The 18,753-nt window shown below is 72.5% G+C and carries 17 protein-coding genes; 6 read left to right on the forward strand and 11 right to left on the reverse strand.

Annotated features, from left to right (window positions below; translation table 11 throughout):
* Positions 1-84: 84 nt before the first annotated feature.
* Positions 85-720 (reverse strand): hypothetical protein, encoded by a 636-nt coding sequence (locus ACFVDP_RS21440; protein WP_383491723.1) that lies wholly within the window; start codon positions 718-720, stop codon positions 85-87.
* A 92-nt stretch (positions 721-812) separates the two neighbouring features.
* Complete coding sequence (locus ACFVDP_RS21445; protein WP_383491725.1) at positions 813-1,406, reverse strand: histidine phosphatase family protein; 594 nt, start codon at positions 1,404-1,406, stop codon at positions 813-815.
* Between the two features lie 202 nt (positions 1,407-1,608).
* Between ACFVDP_RS21445 and ACFVDP_RS21450 the strand changes: the two genes are divergently transcribed.
* Both ACFVDP_RS21450 and ACFVDP_RS21455 read left to right on the forward strand, forming a co-directional pair.
* A complete protein-coding gene (locus ACFVDP_RS21450; RefSeq protein WP_383491727.1) occupies positions 1,609-4,572 on the forward strand; it encodes a DEAD/DEAH box helicase in 2,964 nt (987 codons plus the stop codon).
* Positions 4,569-5,873 carry an SWIM zinc finger family protein gene (locus tag ACFVDP_RS21455; RefSeq protein ID WP_383491729.1) on the forward strand — a complete coding sequence of 435 codons (1,305 nt, stop codon included), beginning with the start codon at positions 4,569-4,571 and terminating at the stop codon, positions 5,871-5,873. The genes ACFVDP_RS21450 and ACFVDP_RS21455 overlap by 4 nt, the downstream gene beginning before the upstream one ends.
* Before the next feature lie 31 nt (positions 5,874-5,904).
* On the opposite strand, the gene ACFVDP_RS21460 is transcribed toward ACFVDP_RS21455, so the two are convergent.
* Positions 5,905-6,447, reverse strand: coding sequence for a hypothetical protein (locus ACFVDP_RS21460; RefSeq protein WP_383491731.1), 543 nt, complete (start codon positions 6,445-6,447; stop codon positions 5,905-5,907).
* A 37-nt stretch (positions 6,448-6,484) separates the two neighbouring features.
* Complete coding sequence (locus tag ACFVDP_RS21465; RefSeq protein ID WP_383491732.1) at positions 6,485-6,943, reverse strand: hypothetical protein; 459 nt, start codon at positions 6,941-6,943, stop codon at positions 6,485-6,487.
* 71 nt (positions 6,944-7,014) lie between these two features.
* Between ACFVDP_RS21465 and ACFVDP_RS21470 the strand changes: the two genes are divergently transcribed.
* Positions 7,015-7,749: a hypothetical protein gene (locus tag ACFVDP_RS21470; RefSeq protein WP_383491734.1), complete on the forward strand. Its 735-nt coding sequence runs from the start codon at positions 7,015-7,017 to the stop codon at positions 7,747-7,749.
* Positions 7,750-8,116: 367 nt separating this feature from the next.
* On the opposite strand, the gene ACFVDP_RS21475 is transcribed toward ACFVDP_RS21470, so the two are convergent.
* Both ACFVDP_RS21475 and ACFVDP_RS21480 read right to left on the reverse strand, forming a co-directional pair.
* Positions 8,117-8,755, reverse strand: coding sequence for a peptidase (locus ACFVDP_RS21475; protein ID WP_383491736.1), 639 nt, complete (start codon positions 8,753-8,755; stop codon positions 8,117-8,119).
* Positions 8,752-9,960: a pyridoxal phosphate-dependent aminotransferase gene (locus ACFVDP_RS21480; RefSeq protein WP_383491738.1), complete on the reverse strand. Its 1,209-nt coding sequence runs from the start codon at positions 9,958-9,960 to the stop codon at positions 8,752-8,754. The genes ACFVDP_RS21475 and ACFVDP_RS21480 overlap by 4 nt, the downstream gene beginning before the upstream one ends.
* A gap of 106 nt (positions 9,961-10,066) precedes the next feature.
* Between ACFVDP_RS21480 and ACFVDP_RS21485 the strand changes: the two genes are divergently transcribed.
* Positions 10,067-10,702, forward strand: a complete 636-nt coding sequence (locus ACFVDP_RS21485) for a winged helix-turn-helix transcriptional regulator (protein WP_383491740.1) — start codon at positions 10,067-10,069, stop codon at positions 10,700-10,702.
* Between the two features lie 674 nt (positions 10,703-11,376).
* Here ACFVDP_RS21485 and ACFVDP_RS21490 read toward each other — a convergent pair.
* The 4 genes from ACFVDP_RS21490 to ACFVDP_RS21505 all read right to left on the reverse strand — a co-directional run bounded on the left by ACFVDP_RS21490 (position 11,377) and on the right by ACFVDP_RS21505 (position 15,258).
* Positions 11,377-12,147 carry a hypothetical protein gene (locus tag ACFVDP_RS21490; RefSeq protein WP_383491742.1) on the reverse strand — a complete coding sequence of 257 codons (771 nt, stop codon included), beginning with the start codon at positions 12,145-12,147 and terminating at the stop codon, positions 11,377-11,379.
* Positions 12,147-13,421: a VWA domain-containing protein gene (locus tag ACFVDP_RS21495; protein WP_383491744.1), complete on the reverse strand. Its 1,275-nt coding sequence runs from the start codon at positions 13,419-13,421 to the stop codon at positions 12,147-12,149. Before ACFVDP_RS21495 ends, ACFVDP_RS21490 begins: the two co-directional genes overlap by 1 nt.
* A 74-nt stretch (positions 13,422-13,495) precedes the next feature.
* The gene (locus ACFVDP_RS21500) at positions 13,496-14,113 is read right to left on the reverse strand and encodes an FxLYD domain-containing protein (protein WP_383491746.1); all 618 of its coding nucleotides are present in this window, start codon (positions 14,111-14,113) and stop codon (positions 13,496-13,498) included.
* A gap of 50 nt (positions 14,114-14,163) precedes the next feature.
* A complete protein-coding gene (locus ACFVDP_RS21505; protein WP_383491748.1) occupies positions 14,164-15,258 on the reverse strand; it encodes a chemotaxis protein in 1,095 nt (364 codons plus the stop codon).
* Between the two features lie 95 nt (positions 15,259-15,353).
* Here ACFVDP_RS21505 and ACFVDP_RS21510 point away from each other — a divergent pair, with 95 nt between their 5' ends.
* On the forward strand, positions 15,354-16,808 hold the full coding sequence (locus ACFVDP_RS21510; protein ID WP_383491750.1) for a basic amino acid/polyamine antiporter: 1,455 nt from the start codon (positions 15,354-15,356) through the stop codon (positions 16,806-16,808).
* 49 nt (positions 16,809-16,857) lie between these two features.
* Positions 16,858-18,123, forward strand: a complete 1,266-nt coding sequence (locus ACFVDP_RS21515; protein WP_383491752.1) for an arginine deiminase — start codon at positions 16,858-16,860, stop codon at positions 18,121-18,123.
* Positions 18,124-18,174: 51 nt separating this feature from the next.
* On the opposite strand, the gene ACFVDP_RS21520 is transcribed toward ACFVDP_RS21515, so the two are convergent.
* Positions 18,175-18,597 carry a hypothetical protein gene (locus tag ACFVDP_RS21520; protein WP_383491754.1) on the reverse strand — a complete coding sequence of 141 codons (423 nt, stop codon included), beginning with the start codon at positions 18,595-18,597 and terminating at the stop codon, positions 18,175-18,177.
* Positions 18,598-18,753 lie beyond the last annotated feature (156 nt).

Genomic DNA, 18,753 nt, shown 5'->3' on the forward strand with positions numbered 1-18,753 from the left:
TGCCGGGCCTGAGCGCTTGCTCAGGTCCGGTCGACGGGTTCAACAGGGTGGTGCGGCCCGGCATTCCGCGCGGGAGGCGTGCTCTCAGGCCCGTCTCGGCGAGGCAAGCAGCCAGCGGCCCCCACGCGTCTCCGCGTGCTCGCTCACCTGCCAGCCCGCCCGCCGGAGCGCCTCGGCGCAGTCCGTGAGGGCGGCGGGATCGGGATGCCGGACGGCCACGGCCTCCGGCTGCGGGGTGTCCGTCACCCGGTAGCCGGGCTGCGTCGCCGTCGCCGGGACGCAGCCCGCCGCCTCCAGGGCGAGCGCCGCGGAGTGCGCGAGGCGGCCCCGTTCCCATGCGCACGGCCGGTCGGTCGCGCCGTCCCGGTGCGTCATCCGGCGTATCTCCAGCAGGCCCTGCCAGGCCGTACGCACGTCGCGCGCCCGCGCGGGCGTGGCGACGGCGTCCGGCTCGCCGCCGAGCCGCGCCGTGAAGACCCCGCTCGGCGCGGTGGGCTCCACCGGCGGCTCCGGTGCGGGCGGTGACACGGCGTCGGCGGCCTCGCGGATCCGGTGGCCCGCTGGGGTCAGGAAGTGATCGTGCGGCGGCCGGGGATGCCGGAACGCCAGGCCCAGCGCGACGAGCCGCGCGAGCTGGGTCCCGGTACCGGTGATCCGGCCCGTCTCCGGCTCGGCCGCCTCGATGACGCGCCGCTGCGCGGCGGTCGGCGGTCTGGTCATGGCACACCCCCGTCTCCGGAGAACCGTCGGCTGCGGACTCCCTGCCGACGATGGTGCACGACGGGTCTGACAACGGGAGTGCGAAGACAGCGCTAGGGCCGCAGGTTCCAGCCCGAGATCACCGGTCGGCCGTGCTCGAAGGTCAGCCGGCTCACCGTGCCGGTCGCCAGCAGGAAGTGAGCGCCGCCGGACGGCTGCAGGCCGAGGCGGCGCGCCGTCAGGACCCGCAGGAAGTGGCCGTGCGACACGAGCACCACACTGCCCTCGTTGTTGGCGAGCGCGGCGTCGACCTTGGACAGCATCCGGTCCGCCCGCGCGCCCACCTCCTCCGGGGTCTCGCCGGGATGCTCCGGCGGCCCCTCCGGCACCCCGTCGTCGAAGAGGAACCAGTCCGGACGCGTGCGCTGGATCTCCCGGGTGGTCACGCCCTCGTAGGCGCCGTAGTCCCATTCGACCAGGTCATGGTCGACGGTGACGCGGGAGAGGCCGGCCAGTTCGGCGGTCTCCCGCGCGCGCTGAAGCGGGCTCACGAAGACGGCGCCCACGTGGTAACTGCCGACGAGCGGTGCGACCCGCCGCGCCTCCTCCCGGCCGTTCTCGGTCAGCGGGAGGTCGGTCAGTCCGGTGTGCTGGCCCGTCAGGGCCCACTCGGTCTCACCGTGCCGGACAAGAAGCAGATCACCCAAGACACGCGCCCCGTTCTGTCAGGGTTCGGAATGGTCACAGGACATTCAGTGGACATTGTCGCTGGAACCGTACCCGGGGCGCGCGTCACCGCAGGCAGCGGGGATTGTCGGACCCGGCCCGTAAGGTTTCAGAGGTCGACCGGATCGAGTGGACGAACCGGATCGAACGGGCCGAGTGGGTCGAACGGACCGAGTGGGTCCGATGAGCGCCGAGAGGGGAGGGGGAGCCGCCGTGCCGGAACTGCCGGGTGCCGTGCTCCGTGCCGCCGCCGTCTTCCTGCCCGCTCCGCTGCCGCGCGAGGGCCGGATCGCGTTCTGGTCGCCGGACGACGCGGCGGGCCCGCCGGGCGCCGACGCGGAGATCGCCGTGGTGCGCCCGCACGGACCGGGCGTCCGCAGCCGCCAGGTCCCCGCCCTCGTCCTGCCCGTCGTCGACGCACTGCCGCTGCTGGTGCGGGCCCGCCGCACCACGGGCGCCCACCCCGCCGCCGCGGCCTGGGGCGCGGCCGCCGCGCACGCGCTCCATCTGGTCGCCCGCGGCCGGCTGCTGCCCGGGCTCACCACGTCCGACCACGACGCCTGGCGCGCGGGCCCGCTCGACGAGGACGACGTCGCGCAGCTCAAGGGCATCGCCGCCGCCCTGCCGCCGGAGGGCTTCGCGGTCCCGGTGGCCGGCCGCAAGCCCGTCCAGGTGCCCGAGCCGCAGGCGCTGGTGCGGGCGTTCCTGGACGCCGTGGCCGACGCGCTGCCGCGCACCCCGGCCGCGGCGCACGCGGCGGGCGCCCCGTTCGCCGCCGCCGCTCCCCAGCACATTCCGCAGGCGCGGCCCTGGGCGGTGGAGGCGGCCGCCGGACTCGACGCGGGCGTGAAGATCTCGCTCCGGCTCGACCTGTCCCAGCAGGACTTCTTCGACGCGGACGACACAGAGGCAGCGTCGGACACCGGCACGGACGAGGAAGCCGGAGGGCCGCCCGCCCCCGAGGCGCGCCGCGCGGGGACCGCCGTCGTCCAGGTGCACAGCCTCGCCGACCCCACGCGCGTGGTCGACGCCGCGCACCTGTGGGCGGGCGACGCCGACGACCACTTCGGGCCGCGCGCCCGGATCGACGCCGTGCTCGCGGTGCGCCGGGCCGTCGCCGCCTGGCCGCCGCTCGGCCGCCTCCTGGAGCAGGACGTGCCGGACGTGCTGGCCCTCGCCGAGAGCGAGCTGATCGACCTGCTCGGGCCCGGTGCGGCCCGGCTCGCCAAGGCCGGCGTCACCCTGCACTGGCCGCGCGAGCTGGCCCGTTCGCTGACCGCCACCGCCGTGGTGCGCGCGCAGACCGCGCCGGGATCGGCCACCGACGGCACGACGTTCTTCGACGCCGACGAGCTGATGGCGTTCAACTGGCAGCTGGCGCTCGACGGGGACCCGCTCACCGAGCGCGAGATGGACCGGCTCGCCGAATCCCACCGGGCCGTCGTCCGGCTGCGCGACCAGTGGGTCGTCGTCGATCCCGACCTCGTTCGCAAGGCACGCAAGCGGGAGCTGGGCCTGCTCCAGCCCGTCGACGCCCTCGTGGTCGCCCTCACCGGGGAGGCCGAGGTGGACGGCGAGCGGGTCGCGGCCGTCCCCACCGGACGCCTCGCCGAACTGCGCGACCGCCTCACCCAGGGCCTCGGCACCGTCGAGCCGCCGCCCGCCCTGCGTGCCACCCTCCGGGACTACCAGCTGCGCGGCCTCGCCTGGCTCGACCTCATGACCTCGCTCGGCCTCGGCGGCTGTCTCGCCGACGACATGGGCCTCGGCAAGACGGTCACCCTGATCGCGCTGCACCTGCGCCGCGACCGGCCCGAGCCCACCCTCGTCGTCTGCCCCGCGTCGCTGCTCGGCAACTGGCAGCGGGAGATCGAGAAGTTCGCGCCCGGCGTCCCCGTCCGCCGCTTCCACGGCGCCGACCGCAGCCTCGACGACGGCACCGGCGGCTTCGTCCTCACCACGTACGGCACCCTGCGCACACGCGCCGCCGGACTCGCCGCGCACGACTGGGGCATGGTCGTCGCCGACGAGGCACAGCACGTCAAGAACCCCAACTCGGCGACGGCGAAAGCCCTGCGCACCATCGACGTCCCCGCGCGCGTGGCCCTCACCGGCACCCCCGTGGAGAACAACCTCAGCGAGCTGTGGGCGCTGCTCGACTGGACGACACCGGGCCTGCTCGGCCCGCTCAAGGCCTTCCGCGCCCTGCACGCGCGTGCTGTCGAGGGCGAGGGTCCGCTGGAGAACCCCGAGGCGATCGAGCGGCTGTCCCGCCTGGTGCGTCCCTTCATCCTGCGGCGCAGGAAGTCCGACCCGGGCATCGTCCCCGAGCTGCCGCCCAAGACCGAGTCCGACCACCCCGCGCCGCTCACCCGCGAGCAGGCCTCGCTCTACGAAGCGGTGGTCCGCGAGTCCATGGCACAGATCGAGGCCGCCGAGGGCATCGGCCGGCGCGGCCTCATCATGAAGCTGCTGACGTCCCTGAAGCAGGTGTGCAACCACCCCGCGCAGTACCTGAAGGAGGGCGAGCAGTCCCGCCCGCGCCTGGTCGGCCGCTCCGGCAAACTCGCCCTGCTCGACGAGCTGCTGGACACGATCCTCGCGGAATTCTATGAGGGAGCGGAGCGACTTCCGCTGAAGGGCGGTGGTGGGCGACGGGAGGGCGGCTCGGGGGGTTCGGTTCTCGTCTTCACCCAGTACGTGTCCATGGCCAAGCTCCTGTCCACCCATCTGACCACCCGCGGGATCCCCAGCCAGCTGCTGCACGGCGGCACCCCGGTCGCCGAGCGCGAGCGCATGGTGGACCGCTTCCAGTCCGGTGACGTCCCCGTCTTCCTGCTGTCCCTGAAGGCGGCGGGCACCGGGCTCAACCTCACACGCGCGGGCCATGTCATCCACTTCGACCGCTGGTGGAACCCGGCGGTGGAGGAGCAGGCCACCGACCGCGCCTACCGCATCGGCCAGACCCAGCCCGTGCAGGTGCACCGGCTCATCACCGAGGGCACGGTCGAGGACCGCATCGCCGAACTGCTCGCGGCCAAGCGGTCCCTGGCGGACGCCGTCCTCGGCTCCGGGGACGCGGCGCTCTCCGAACTGACCGACCGGGAGCTGAGCGATCTCGTGTCGCTGAGGAGGGGGTCCGCGTGAGGCGCGGCGACACCGGGCGGCACAGCGCCCACATCCCCGGCCGGGTCAGGGCCGCCGAGCAGGCGCAGGCCCGGCACACCGACGGCCGGCGCACGTTCCCGCCGCTGCCACCGCGCGCCCAGAGCGGCGACGCCGCGCTGACCTGGTGGGGGAACGCCTGGGTGGACGCCCTGGAGGACACCGCCCTCGACCCGGCCCGGCTCGCCCGCGGCCGTACCTACGCGGACCGCGGCCACGTCGACGCGATCACCGTCACGCCGGGCCGCGCCGTCGCCTACGTGCACGGCTCGCGCCCCCGCCCCTACCGGGCCGAACTGCGCCTGCGCCCCCTCTCCGACGAGGCCTGGGACCGCTTCCTCGACATGGCGGCGGCCCGCCCCGACCACATGGCCTCCCTGCTCGACAAGGACGTGCCGCACGCCCTCGCCGCCGTCGTCGACCTGCTGCCGACCGCCGACGACCTGACCCCCGAGTGCAGCTGCCCGGACCGCGCCCATCCGTGCAAGCACGCGGCGGCGCTCTGCTACCAGACGGCGCGGCTCCTCGACGAGGATCCGTTCGTGCTGTTCCTGCTGCGCGGGCGCGGCGAGCAGGAACTGCTCGCCGCACTGACCCGGCGCAACGCCACGCACACGGCGACGGAGCAGGCCGGTGCGGCGGCCCCCGGGATCGACACGGTCCCCGCCCGGGACGTCTTCGCCGCCCGCGCCCAACTCCCCGCCCTGCCACCGGAGTTCCCGGCCCCGGCCTACCCCGAGCGGCCGCCGTCCTACCCGCAGCATCCGCAGGGCCCCGACCCGCTCGCGCTCGACCTGCTCGCCACCGAGGCGGGCGCCCGCGCGCACACCCTGCTCACCACCGGCAGCGACCCGATCGGCGGGCTCACCCCCTGGCAGGACGCCGTCCGCGTCGCCGCCGGCCACCCCGGCTCCGGGCTCACCGCCGCCACCCGCACGCTCTACGCCTCGCTCGCCCGCGGCACCGGACGCACCCCCGCCGACCTGGCCCGCGCGGTCGCCGCCTGGCGCCAGGGCGGCCTCGAAGGACTCTCGGTCCTGGAGGAGGAGTGGGACCCGCCCGCAGGCCCCTTCGACCGGGCCCGCCCGGCACTGCTCGCCCAGGGCCACCCCGAGTTCCGCCCCCGGCGCAACCACCTCTCGGCGCGCGCGCTCCAACTCCGCCTCGGCCGCGACGGCCTGTGGTACGGCTACGAGTCCGACCCGGGCCGCGACGACTGGTGGCCGCGCGGCGAGCCGGCCCGCGACCCGCTGACAGCCCTGGACTCCCTCCTCGGCCGCTGACCCGGGCGCCGGTCCACGCGGACGGAAGCCGCTAGGAGCGCCCCAACTCCTCGGCCCAGGAACGCAGTCGCGTGAAGTCGGCGGTCCGCAGACCGTGCCGCGGATGGATGGTGAGCAGCAGCGCGGGCGCCGCGTGACGCTCGGCCACGTACGCCACGTCGGCCTCCGTCAGCATGTCGTCGACCCAGGCGAAGGGCCGCCCGGCCGCCCACTCCACGAGCGTCCGCGTCTTCCAGTACAGACCGTCCGGATCGGTCGCGAACAGCTGCGGCCACTCGATGACCGGCAGATCCCGCGGCAGCCCGACCGCCGGCGCGATCATCTCGTTGGCCTCGTGCATCCAGGTCGTGGCCCAGGCCAGTTCGTACGGCAGCGCCCGCAGCAGCGCCCCGTGCCCCGGGTGCAGCACCACGCGCAGCCCCCGCCGGTGCCGACGCGACCCCGGCTCCTGGCGCGACATCCAGCTGGAGGGCTTCAGCCGGTGCGCGCGGTATCCGCGCAGCCGGGCGAACCGGTCCGCGTACGGATTGAGCGGGCCGTCCACGTCGAGCAGCAGCAGCGGCTTGTCCGTCATGGGGAAGCCATGCCCGCGCCGGAGCGTCCGTACGCGCTCAGCGCACCGTCGGAGCCGCCGCCGACACGAACGCGTCCAGCGTCTGCTTCGACTGCTGGGAGCGCCGGTCGCGGTCCGTCGCGTCGGTGGCCTCGTGCAGACAGTTCACGAACTCGAAGGACTGCTCGGCGAGTTGCCGCAGCCGCGAGTCGTCGCAGATCAACTGGACGCGGGTGAGCGCGGAACGGGCGGTGATCCGCGCCTCGTACGACGTGAACCGGGAGGCGTCCACGACGGCCTCCGGCGCGTTCTCGTGCGACCGGAACCAGCGGTCGTTCTGGCTGCGCCGGTAGTCGTGCAGCGCGCCCGCGAACGCGCTGTAGGTGGAGATGCGCTCCTGCCGCAACTGCTCGGCCCGCGCCAGCTCCGCGCCGCGCACCGTCGCCCGCCCCTGGAAGAAGTGCGTGACCACCGAGCCGAGCAGAGTGCCGAGCACCGCTATCAGAGCCGCGTCCACCGTCTTCGTACTCCTCAACGCGCCGTTAATTCAGTCGATTTCCTGCCCGCCAACTGGCTACCGTCACAGACGTGTCCACGAAACTCAACCAGATCATCGCTGTCGAGAAGGGCGTGAAGGCCAAGGCCCACCAGGACCTCGCCACAGCCCACCACGGACTGCAGAAGGCCGCGCTGCTCGCCGGCATCGCCCGCACGTACCAGCCCAAGGACGAGGAGGGCGAGCAGTTGCCGCCCGAGTCGACCCGGGTGCAGGTGCGCGCCGAGGACGTGCTGAAGCAGACCGCCGCGTCACTGACCCGCCTGTTCGACGTGACCGCCACGAAGGACTGGGCGAACTGCGAGGCGCGCGCCGACGTGACCGTCGAAGGACAGGTGCTCATCGGGCAGGCCCCGGTCTCGTATCTCCTGTTCCTGGAGAAGCAGTTGACCGACCTGGGCGCCTTCGTGCGCAAGCTGCCGGTGCTGGACGCCGCCGAGTCGTGGACCGAGGACCCGTCGACCGACGACTGGCGCACCGAGCCGGTGCGCACCGTGCGCACCAAGAAGGTGCCGCGCAACCACGTGAAGGCGGAGGCCACCGAGAAGCACCCGGCGCAGGTCGAGGTGTACTACGAGGACGTGCCGGTCGGGTACTGGACGACGGTGAAGTTCTCGGGCGCCCTGCCCGCCCGCCGCGTCTCCCAACTCCTCGACCGGGTCGAGAAGTTGCAGCAGGCGGTCAAGTTCGCCCGCGAGGAGGCGAACGCGGCGGAGGTCACCGACCGGCGGACCGGAGACCCGGTCTTCGGCTACCTCTTCGGCTGAGCCACCGACACGGGCTCGATGACACGGGCTCGATACAGTGAAGACTCCCCGGGCGTCACCGCGTGACGGTGGCGACCGGGGTGCGCGAGGAGCGCAAAGCTGACACTGAAGCTTGTCGTGAACAGCGCGGTGCGTACGGATACGTGTGTACCGTCGTCAATCTCAGACTCTCGCTCCAGACTCAGCATTCGCCGCTCGTCGCCGGATCGCGGGGCCCCGGGCCCGATCCCGTAGTGCCGGTTCGAATCCGGCCCGCCCAGCTCGATGGGCGGTGGTCCAACGGCAGGACGCGGGACTTGTGAGACTGACCGGGGTGCCAGGCGCACCGGCGCGCGAAATGAGCGGCTTTCCAGGTGCCGGGGGCAGGCTACGCCTCCGGCACCGCCGCATGTCCGGGGGCGAGCGACATGCCCCGGCCCGCGAAGAACTCCGCGAACCGCGCAGTCGGCAGCGACGCCGTGCGCGTCGCCGCGTCCGTGCCCGACGGATTGTGGAAGTGGTAGCCGGACCTGTCAGGCGTACGGGCCGTGACCAGGACCAGATGGCCGCCCCGGCCGGGAGCCGGCTCGTGCGGGCGGCGGATCGCGTAGTGCACGGAGGCGATCACGAGCCGCCCCGCGTCGAGGAGTTCACCGATCCCGTCGGCCGTCAGCTCCCGGTGCACCGCCGCGTCGACGCCGTGCGCCGCCCGCAGGTACTCCACGGCCGGCGCGTAGATCATGCCGTGGATGTCCCCGTCGGCGTCCACGGTGTACGCGCCGAACTTCACCGCTCCGTCCCGCAGTTGGAAGAGGGACGGGGCCCCGGCGCCGAGTGCCATGCGCAGGCAGGTGGCCCCGCACAGATGCCCGCACCAGCGCGCGTAGTCCTCGACCGTCGCCGCTCCCGAGTCGGCCCACGCGGGGTCCAGGGCCCGGTCGAACCCGTCGTTCACGATGGGCCCGACGAGGTCGGGCGAGGCGAACTGGGTGTGGCTCGGGTACGGGCAGGTGGTGCAGGAGGTCACTGACGGTATCCGCTCAGGAAGCGCCCGATCCGGCTGATCGCGGCGTCGAGGTCGTCAGCGTAGGGGAGCGTGAGGATCCGGAAGTGGTCGGGGCGCGGCCAGTTGAAGCCCGTGCCCTGCACCACCTGGATCTTCTCGCGCAGCAGCAGATCGAGGACGAACTTCTCGTCGTCGACGATGGGGTGCACCTTCGGGTCCAGGCGCGGGAACGCGTACAGCGAGCCCTTCGGCTTGACGCAGCTCACGCCCGGGATCTCGTTGAGCTTCTCCCACGCCTTGTCGCGCTGCTCGCGCAACCGGCCGCCGGGCGCGGTCAGTTCGTGGATGGACTGCCGCCCGCCGAGCGCGGCCTGGATGGCGTACTGGGCCGGAGCGTTCGGGCACAGGCGCATGGAGGCCAGCATCGTCAGGCCCTCCAGATAGCTCTTCGCGTGCTGCTTCGGCCCCGTGATGACCAGCCAGCCGGAGCGGAACCCCGCCACGCGGTACGTCTTCGACAGTCCGCAGAAGGTGAGGACGACCAGGTCCGGGGCGAGGGCGGCGGCGCTGTGGTGGACGGCGTCGTCGTACAGGATCTGGTCGTAGATCTCGTCCGCGAACACCATCAGGCCGTGGCGGCGGGCGAGATCGAGGATGCCCTCGACGATCTCCTTGGGATAGACGGCGCCGGTCGGGTTGTTGGGGTTGATGATGACGACCGCCCGGGTGCGGTCGGTGATCTTCGACTCCATGTCGGCCAGGTCCGGGTACCACTCGGCTTGTTCGTCGCACAGGTAGTGCACGGCCTTGCCGCCGGAGAGCGTCGTGACGGCCGTCCACAGCGGGAAGTCCGGGGCGGGGATCAGCACCTCGTCGCCGTCCTCGATCAGCGCCTGTACGGCCATGGAGACCAGCTCCGACACGCCGTTGCCCAGGAAGACGTCGTCGACGTCGACGTCAAGACCGAGCGCCTGGTAGCGCTGGGCGACGGCGCGGCGGGCCGAGAGGATGCCGCGCGAGTCGGTGTAGCCGTGCGCCTGCGGCAGCATCCGGATCATGTCCTGGACGATTTCCTCGGGCGCCTCGAAGCCGAAGAGCGCGGGGTTTCCGGTGTTCAGACGCAGGACGCTGTGGCCCGCCTCCTCCAGCGCGTTGGCGTGCTCGATCACCGGGCCGCGGATCTCGTAGCAGACCTCGCTCAGCTTGCTCGACTGCCGGAACTCCATGCGCTTGCCCTCCAGGCGGACCAGGTGTCACTGTGCTGAACCCTTGCTACTTGGTTTTACCAAGTAGGTGCTTGGAAAGTCCAACAAGTTGCATAGACTGCGCGTCATGCCACGCCGAAGCTACGACCAGTACTGCGCAGCGGCCCGCGCTCTCGACTCCGTCGGGGACCGCTGGACCCTCCTGATCGTGCGCGAACTCCTCGCCGGGCCGCGCCGCTACACCGATCTGCATGCCGATCTCCCCGGCGTCAGTACGGACATGCTGGCCACGCGGCTCAAGGACATGGAGCGCGACGGGCTCGCGACGCGGCGCCGCCTGGGCGCTCCCGCTTCGGTGTACGTGTATGAACTCACCCCGCGCGGGCGGGAGTTGCTGCCCGTGCTGCAGGCGCTGGGGGAGTGGGGCGCGGCCGATCTCGCGGAGCGGCGGGCCACTGACGCGGTGCGGGCGCATTGGCTGGCGCTGCCGTTGCTGCGGCAGTTGGAGGGGCTCGGGGAGGCCGGGGTCGTCGAGGTGCGGGTGGATGAAGGAGAGTTCCACCTGCGGCTGGGCGGGGAGCCCGGGTACGGGGACGGGGCTTGGGGCGGGGGGATGCCTGATGTCCGTCTGACCCTGGACGCGGAGGTGTGCGGGGCTGTCGCCCGCGGGGAGATCGGCCTCGTCGCCGCCGCGCGGGCCGGCCGGATCACTGTCTCGGGAGACGGTGCCCTGGCCAAACGCCTGCTCACCGCCGACGACTGAGGGCCGGGGCCTGTCGCGCAGTTCCCCGCGCCCCTTATCGGGTTGTGGTTCGTGTGCGGGCCGGTGGCCGCTTCTCGCGCAGTTCCCCGCGCCCCTTATCGGGTTGTGGTTCGTGTGCGGGCCGGTGGCCGCTTCTCGCGCAGTTCCCCGCGCCCCTGGAGATGCGCACTTCGTGCGCGATCTCCATCGAGACGCGCCCTCTGCCCAAGGCGGAGGCCTGCCCTTTGCCCCGGGTGGAGGCGCGCCCCCGCCCTTTAGGAGAGGCGCGCCACTCGCCCCCTCGTCAGAGGCGCGCGAAGCGCAGCCTCAGGGGAGGCGGCGCGCAGCGCCTGCCTCAGGGGCGCGGGGAACTGCGCGGGAAGAGGCCACCGGCCGGCACCCGACAGCGGACCCAGGGGCGCGGGGAACTGCGCGGGAAGAGGCCACCGGCCGGCACCCGACAGCGGACCCAGGGGCGCGGGGAACTGCGCGGGAAGCGGCCACCGGCCGGCACCCGACAGCGGACCCAGGGGCGCGGGGAACTGCGCGGGAAGCGGCCACCGGCCCGCGCCCGACAACGGGCTCAGGGGCGCGGGGAACTGCGCGGGAAGCGGCCACCGGCCCGCGCCCGACAACGGGCTCAGGGGCGCGGGGAACTGCGCAAATCGTCGCCCCCCCCACACCCCCGCCACCCCCTACGGCATGCGAGCCGGCCGTCCCGAGCCCCGGGTCAGGGCGTAACCGCCGATCCCCGCAAGCGCGGCCAGCACAGCCCCGGCCCCGGTCCACACCCAGCGACCGGTCCACCACCCGGAGGACCACCCGTCCACCGGAGCCGCCTTCTCGGTGGAGGCAGTCGTCCCCGGCACCAGCGGCGCGGCCAGCGTGCCGTCCACCGCCGCCGAAGAGCCGATGTCCTTCGAGCGCGCCTCGACCGAGGCCGACACCGGTTGACCCAGATCGGCGTCGGCGAGCGAGGTCACCGTCAGACGGACGTAGTACGTGCCGGGCAACGGATCATTGGCCCACGCGTCCGACCAGGCCCGCACCGGCCGCAACGTGCAGGCCAGCTCCACGCTCTTCGCCTCGGCGGCCACCGTGCGCGCCTGCATCCCGTACATGCACGACTGACGGCGCCGCAGCCCGTCGTACACGTCGATCCGCCAGGTCTGCCCACCGTGCCGGGCCTGCGCCGCCGACAGATCGACGCTCGCCTTCACCGTGGGCCGCTGCCCCGCGTCGGCCGGGTACGACCAGTACAGGTAGTCGCCCGTCGACGCGCTCGCCGTCGCCTTCTGGTCCTGCTGCATCGCCGCCGCCGTGCGGAACGACGTCCCCGCCTCGGTCGGCGCCTTGCCCGAATCGGAATCGGAATCGGAGTCGTCGGCGGCCACCGGACCGGCCAGCGCCAGCAGCGCGGTGGCGGCGCCCAGCAGCGCGCCCGTCAACAGTCTCGTACGTCGCATCAGTTGGTCCTCCAGACAGCCAGCCGCCAGCGCGAGAGCCAGCCCCAGATCACACCCGCGAGGAACCCGACCACGACCAGCGCGATCAGCAGCCACCAGCCGTTGCCGAGCCCGAACGCGGCCACGTCGGACGCCTGGTCCGGGCCGTCCACCAGGTCGACCGTCAGCTCGACCGGCAGACCGGGGCTCGTCTTCACCGAGGCGGGCGCGGAGTAGGAGTTCGAGACCTGGAGACAGACGGTCTCGGCGCTCGCCTCGGCGTCGTCGTCACCGTCGGCCTCCGGCTTCGGATAGCGCAGGCCCGTCGAGATCGCGTCCGTACGTCCGTCGCCCGACTCCTGGCCGCGGACGATCTCCCGGCCGTGCGTGGTCACCGCGCGCAGCAGCACGCCGTAGTCCTGGTCGACGGCCCGGTCGGCCGAAACGCTCACCGAGGCGCGCAGCTCCTGCCCGGGATCGACGTCCACCCGGTAGAAGCGGTGCTCGCCGAACTTCTCCCGGTCGCTGTACAGACCGGGCTTGAGCTGCGGCGCGTCGGCGCACTGCCCGGCGCCGTCGACGGCCACCGGGTTGACGACCGGGTCGGCCGCCCGGTCGACCAGCTGGCCGACCTTCTTGGAGAGCTGGTTCTTGTGCCGCACCGCGGTGTACGTGCCGCCCGTGGCGTCCGCGATGCAGGAGAGCTGCGCGCGGGTCTTGGCGTCGGCGACCAGACCGAGCGTGTCGATGGTCAGGCCGATGCCCTTGGCGGCGATCTCGCGCGCCACCTCGCACGGGTCGAGCGGCTGGCAGGTGTCCTCGCCGTCACTGATGAGGACGATGCGCTTGGTGCCCTCGCCGGAGCCGAAGTCGCCGGCGGCCTTCAGCAGGGCCGGGCCGATCGGCGTCCAGCCGGTGGGCTGAAGGGTGGCCACGGCCGTCTTGGCGTCGGCGCGGTCCAACGGGCCGACGGGGTAGAGCTGTTGGGTGTCCTTGCAGCCCGTCTTGCGGTCGTCGCCGGGGTAGTTGGCGCCGAGTGTCCTTATCCCGAGTTCCACCTCTTCGGGGGTCGCGTCGAGGACCTCGTTGAACGCCTGCTTCGCCGCGGCCATCCGCGAGCCGCCGTCGATGTCACGGGCCCGCATGGATCCGCTGACGTCCAGGAGGAGTTCGACCTGCGGGGCGGGTTTGCTGTCGGTCTCGTCCGCGTACGCCGCTGTGGGCGCGAGGCCGCCGGCTGTCAGGGCGGCGAGCAGGGTGCACAGCCCTGCCGCCAGCCTTTGTCTGATGATCATCCGCCGGATCCTATGGACCGGAGGGGCCCGGGACCAAAACGAGCAGGGGAGACGACCGTGCGGGTGCCGCTCCGTCAGTAGCGCTGTGCCTGCGCGATCTTCGCCGTGAGGTGCGGCTCCGGCGGCTTCGTGCTGATGGCGAGCGGCTGGGCCTTGTCGCCCGCGGCGAGGTCCTTGGCGCCGACCACCGTCGACTCCACGACCTTGCCGTCCGCGTCACTGAAGTCGACCCGCACCGCGTACGACGCCTTCTGGTCGGTCTTGTTGGTGATGTTGACCACGAGCGCGCGCACGTTGTCCGTCTCCGCGAGGGGCTTGCCGGTCAGCGAGACGCTGTCCATGGCGTTGCCCTTCCCGTCGGCCTTGTCCAGCTCGCGCGTGAACTCCTGACGGCTGCGCTCCACTTCGGCGGAGACCGACGCCTCGAAGTCGTGCGCGCGCTGCGACGCCGACGCGGCCGCCTTCGAGGCCGACTCCTTCACCTCCGCCTTCTTCGACGCGGCGCTGGAGGCCAGCGCCGAAGGCGGCTCGCCCGAGAAGTTCGACGAGTTCGGCGCCGTCGGCCGCGGGCTGGTGCTCGCCGAGCCGGAGTCGCCGCTGTCGGTGCTGCACGCCGCGAGCGCCAGGATGCCGGTGGCCGTGCACACGGCGAGTGCCGTGGCCGTGCGACGGGGCGCCTTGGTTGTCCTCATGACCGGTTCCGCTGCCTTTCTCTTCGCTGTCTCGGTACCGCGCCCGCGCCTCAGAAGCGCAGGACGGCGGCGATGTGCCCGGCCTCGGCGAGGGTGCCGTCCGGGACGAAGACGACCTCGCCCCCGCTCTCCAGGGTGGACTCGACGATCTCGTCGACGATGTCGTGGACCGCGTCCAGATCGTCGTCCCGCGCGGGCTCCAGATGCCCCTCGCCGGCCCGCACGGTGGTCCGGAAGTCCTCCTCCACGACGAGCCGGTGGATCCGCGCGTCCGACGCCTTCTGCCAGACCTCGTCCACCCCGGCCGCGTACGTGTGGCCGCCGCGCGCCCGGTCCAGGCCCGCCAGCGCCTCGGTGACCGCCCGCCGGGCGTCCTCCTCGCGCGCCGGGGCGACGGCCTTGGCGACCGCGTCGGGCGCGCCGTGCGCCAGGCCGCCGAACGGCACCTGGACCGCCCCGCGCGCGGCGTCGCCGACCTCGCCGAGCAGGGTCAGCGCGGCCGGCTCCCCGGTGACGTACAGCGGGCGGCCCTCGGTCGCCAGCAGCTTCGCGAGGGCCGTGTCCGCGTCCCGGAAGAACTGGCGCGCCTGCTCGTCGCGGAAGGTGCTCGGCAGATCGCCGACGCGCTCCTTGCGCTCCGCGTCGGGGTCCTCCAGATCGCGGTCCATCGGGAACCCGTGGTCCGTGTCGCGGGTGACGCGCTCGCCCCGTCCGGCCCACAGGGCGATCCGGTCGGCGGCGACGGACAGCACCCAGTAAGGGCGCGCGGCGGCGTCGGCGGCCACCAGGTTGCGGGTGAGGAAGGTGTCGGCGAGCACGACGCGCTCGGGCACCGGCCGGTCGACGGCCCAGACCTGGTGCTCGCCTGGGGCGGCGAAGACCAGCAGGCCGTCCGCGGCGTGGGCGAGATCGGTCTCGGCGACGGCCGTCCGCAGCTGCGCGAGCACGTCCTCGCGGCGGTCGGCGGTCACCCCTGGGTCCGCGTCGAGCCGCCGCTCCGCCTCGCTCACGAGATTGTGCAGCCGGACCGGGTCCTGGGCGTTCTCGGGCCGGCGCCGATGGGTCGGCATCACCAGGGACACCGCCGGATAGGGGCGTTGCCTGCGGAGCTCCGCGAGGGCCGCAGGACTGAGAGAGGAGTACATAACACATCATGCTGCGCACACATTGATGTATCCGGCTATTCGGAATCGAGACGAAAAGGTGCAGTATCCGGCGATCCGGTACAAGACTGAAGCGTATGGATCAGGCCGCGGACACCGCCCGGGACGCCACCCCACGGACAGCCAAGCTGACGTTGTTCACGCTGACGACGATGGTCGTCGGCTCCATGGTCGGCGCGGGGGTGTTCTCGCTGCCGCGCCGGTTCGCGGACGAGACGGGCGTCGCCGGCGCCCTCATCGCGTGGCTGGTCGCGGGCGCGGGCATGCTCATGCTCGCCTTCGTCTTCCAGCGCCTCGCGCTGCGCAGACCGGACCTCGACGCGGGGGTGTACGCGTACGCCAAGGCCGGGTTCGGCGAGTACCTCGGCTTCTTCTCCGCGTTCGGCTACTGGGCCAGCGCCTGCGTCGGCAACGTGACGTACTGGGTGCTGATCATGTCCACGGTGGGAGCGATCGCCCCGGCGCTCGGCGACGGCGACACGTTCCTCGCGATCGTCCTGTCCTCGGTCGGACTGTGGGCGTTCTTCCTGCTCATCCGCCGTGGCGTGAAGGAAGCCGCGACGATCAACCGGATCGTCACCGTCGCCAAGGTCGTCCCGATCGTGGTCTTCGTGATCCTGGCGCTGTTCTTCTTCAAGCCGCACGTCTTCGCCGAAAACTGGGGCGGCGCCGACTACGCGGGCTCCCTCTTCGACCAGGTCCGCGGCACCATGCTCGCGACCGTCTTCGTCTTCCTCGGCGTCGAGGGCGCCAGCGTCTACTCGCGCCACGCCAAGCGCCGCGAGGACGTCGGCCGGGCCACGATCCTCGGTTTCCTCAGCGTCTTCGCGATCTTCGCCTCGGTCACCATCGTGTCGTACGGGATCCTGCCGATGAGCGAGATCGCCGAGCTGCGCCAGCCGTCGATGGCCGGGGTCCTGGAGGAGGCGGTCGGCACCTGGGGCACGGTCTTCGTCAGCGTCGGCCTGATCGTCTCGGTGCTCGGCGCCTATCTCGCCTGGACCCTGATGGCCGCCGAGGTGCTGTTCGTCGCCGCCAAGGACGAGGACATGCCGCGCTTCCTGGGCCGCGCGACCTCGGAGGACGTGCCCGTACCGGCCCTGCTGATGACGACGATCCTGTCCCAGGTCGTCCTCGTCATCACCATGTTCTCGGACGACGCCTTCAACTTCGCGCTGGACCTGACCAGCTCACTGACGCTGATCCCGTTCCTGCTGGCCGCCGCGTTCGCCCTGAAGATCGCGCTGCGGCCCGATCCGCGCACCGTCGGCGGCGGCACCGGCTTCTCCTCCGACCTCGTGGTGGCCGCCCTCGCCACCGTCTACACGGCGTTCCTGCTGTACGCGGCCGGGCTCAAGTTCGTCCTCGTCTCGTTCATCTTCTACGCCCCCGCCACGATCCTCTTCGTCATGGCCCGCCGCGAGCAGGGCAGACGCGTCTTCTCCGCCCGCGAACTGATCATCCTGGCCGTCTCGATCGTCGGCGCCGTGCTCGGCGTCGTCGCGCTGGCGGCCGGCTGGATCAGCCTGTGAACCCCACCAGCAGCCCCGGACCACCGGCTCGACCACCGGAAGGCACACCGTGACCGACCACGACACGACCCCCGCTTCCGCCTCGTACGGCGTGCACTCCGAGGTGGGCCGACTGCGCAAGGTACTCGTGTGCGCGCCCGGCCTCGCGCACCGCAGGCTCACCCCGACCAACTCGGACGACCTGCTCTTCGACGACGTCATGTGGGTGGAGAACGCCGAGCGCGACCACGCCGACTTCGTCAACAAACTGACCCGGCGCGGTGTCGAGGTCGTCGAGCTGCACGACCTGCTCGCGCAGACCATGGCGATCCCCGAGGCGAAGAGCTGGCTCCTGGACCGCAAGATCGTGGCGAACCAGGTCGGCGTCGGCCTCATCGACGACACCCGCGCCTTCCTGGAGAGCCTCGAGCCGCGCCGGCTCGCCGACCACCTCATCGGCGGCCTGGCCACCACCGACCTCCCCGACGACTTCCGCTCGCCGTACGTGTCCCTGGCCCGCGAATCGACCGGTGTGCGCGAGTACTTGATGCCGCCGCTGCCCAACACCCTCTACACGCGCGACACCACGTGCTGGCTCTACGGCGGCCTCACCCTGAACCCGCTCTACTGGCCCGCCCGCCACGACGAGACGCTGCTGATGAAGGCCGTCTACCTCTTCCACCCGGACTTCGTGGGCTCCACCGTCTGGTGGGGCGATCCCGAACGCGACTGGGGGCAGGCCACCTTCGAGGGCGGCGACATCATGCCCGTCGGCAACGGCGTGGTCCTGATGGGCATGAGCGAGCGCACCTCCCGGCAGGCCATCACCCAGGTCGCCGCCGCCCTGTTCGAGCGGGGCGCCGCCGAGCGGGTGATCGTGGCCGGGATGCCGCGGCTGCGCTCGGCGATGCACCTCGACACCGTCTTCACGTTCGCCGACCGCGACATCGTCACGCTCTACCCGCGGATCATGGACTCGGTGCACACGTTCACGCTCCGGCCCACGGACCGGGCGCCGGGCCTGGACATCACCGACGAGGGCTCGACCCCGTTCGTCGACGTGGTCGCGAAGGCGCTCGGCCTCGACGCCCTGCGGGTCATCGAGACCGGCGGTGACGTCTACGCCTCCGAGCGCCAGCAGTGGGACAGCGGCAACAACGCCGTCGCCGTCGAACCCGGCGTCGTCTTCACCTACGACCGCAACACCCAGACCAACACGCTGCTGCGCAAGGCCGGGGTCGAGGTGATCACCATCGTGGGCGCCGAGTTGGGCCGGGGCCGCGGCGGCGGCCACTGCATGACGTGCCCGATCGTCCGCGACCCGGTCGACTTCTGAAGCACCCCGGCCTCGGCCGTCGCCCCCGGTGCCTTTCGGCCGGGGGCGATTTCAGCGTGGGCTGTGCAGGGTGAGGGTGGAGCGGGTGCTGGCGGTGGGGAAGACCTGCGGGTCGGGACCGATGCCGAGGCTGGCGGTGATGACGGCGTCGGTGCCGGCCCGTGCCGCGGGACCCGCGCCGCGGGCGGTGGCGACGGTCGTCTCGTGCCAACTGCCGTCGCATTCAGGGGCGGTGGAGGCGCTGTAGACGCCCCCGTCCTCGGTGTTGGCCAGGGAGACGGCAAGGGTGTCGGTGCCCATCAACTCCTCGCACCGGTAGCGGACTTGCACCTCGACGTGGTCGCCGGCCGCGGTGGCCCGGACCAGAGTGAGCTGGTCGGCCGCCGAGGCGGTGGTGGCGGGCAGCGCGAGTGCGGCCGCGCTCAGAGCGAGGACGGACAGGGTGCGGACCGGCCAAGTACGGGCGTGCGACATGGATTCTCCGAGAAGGTAGTGGGGGCCGGGCAGCGAGCCCGGGAACAGGGCGAGTCTGTGCCGACCCGGGAGCGCGCGCAAAGGCACGCGGAACAACGGATTCCGCCGGCTGCTCGCGCCATTCGGCGGCAATTAATCCGGCCGTTCGCGGAGGTG

Origin of the sequence: Streptomyces sp. NPDC057694 (assembly GCF_042799415.1) — a bacterium.
GTDB lineage: Bacteria > Actinomycetota > Actinomycetes > Streptomycetales > Streptomycetaceae > Streptomyces.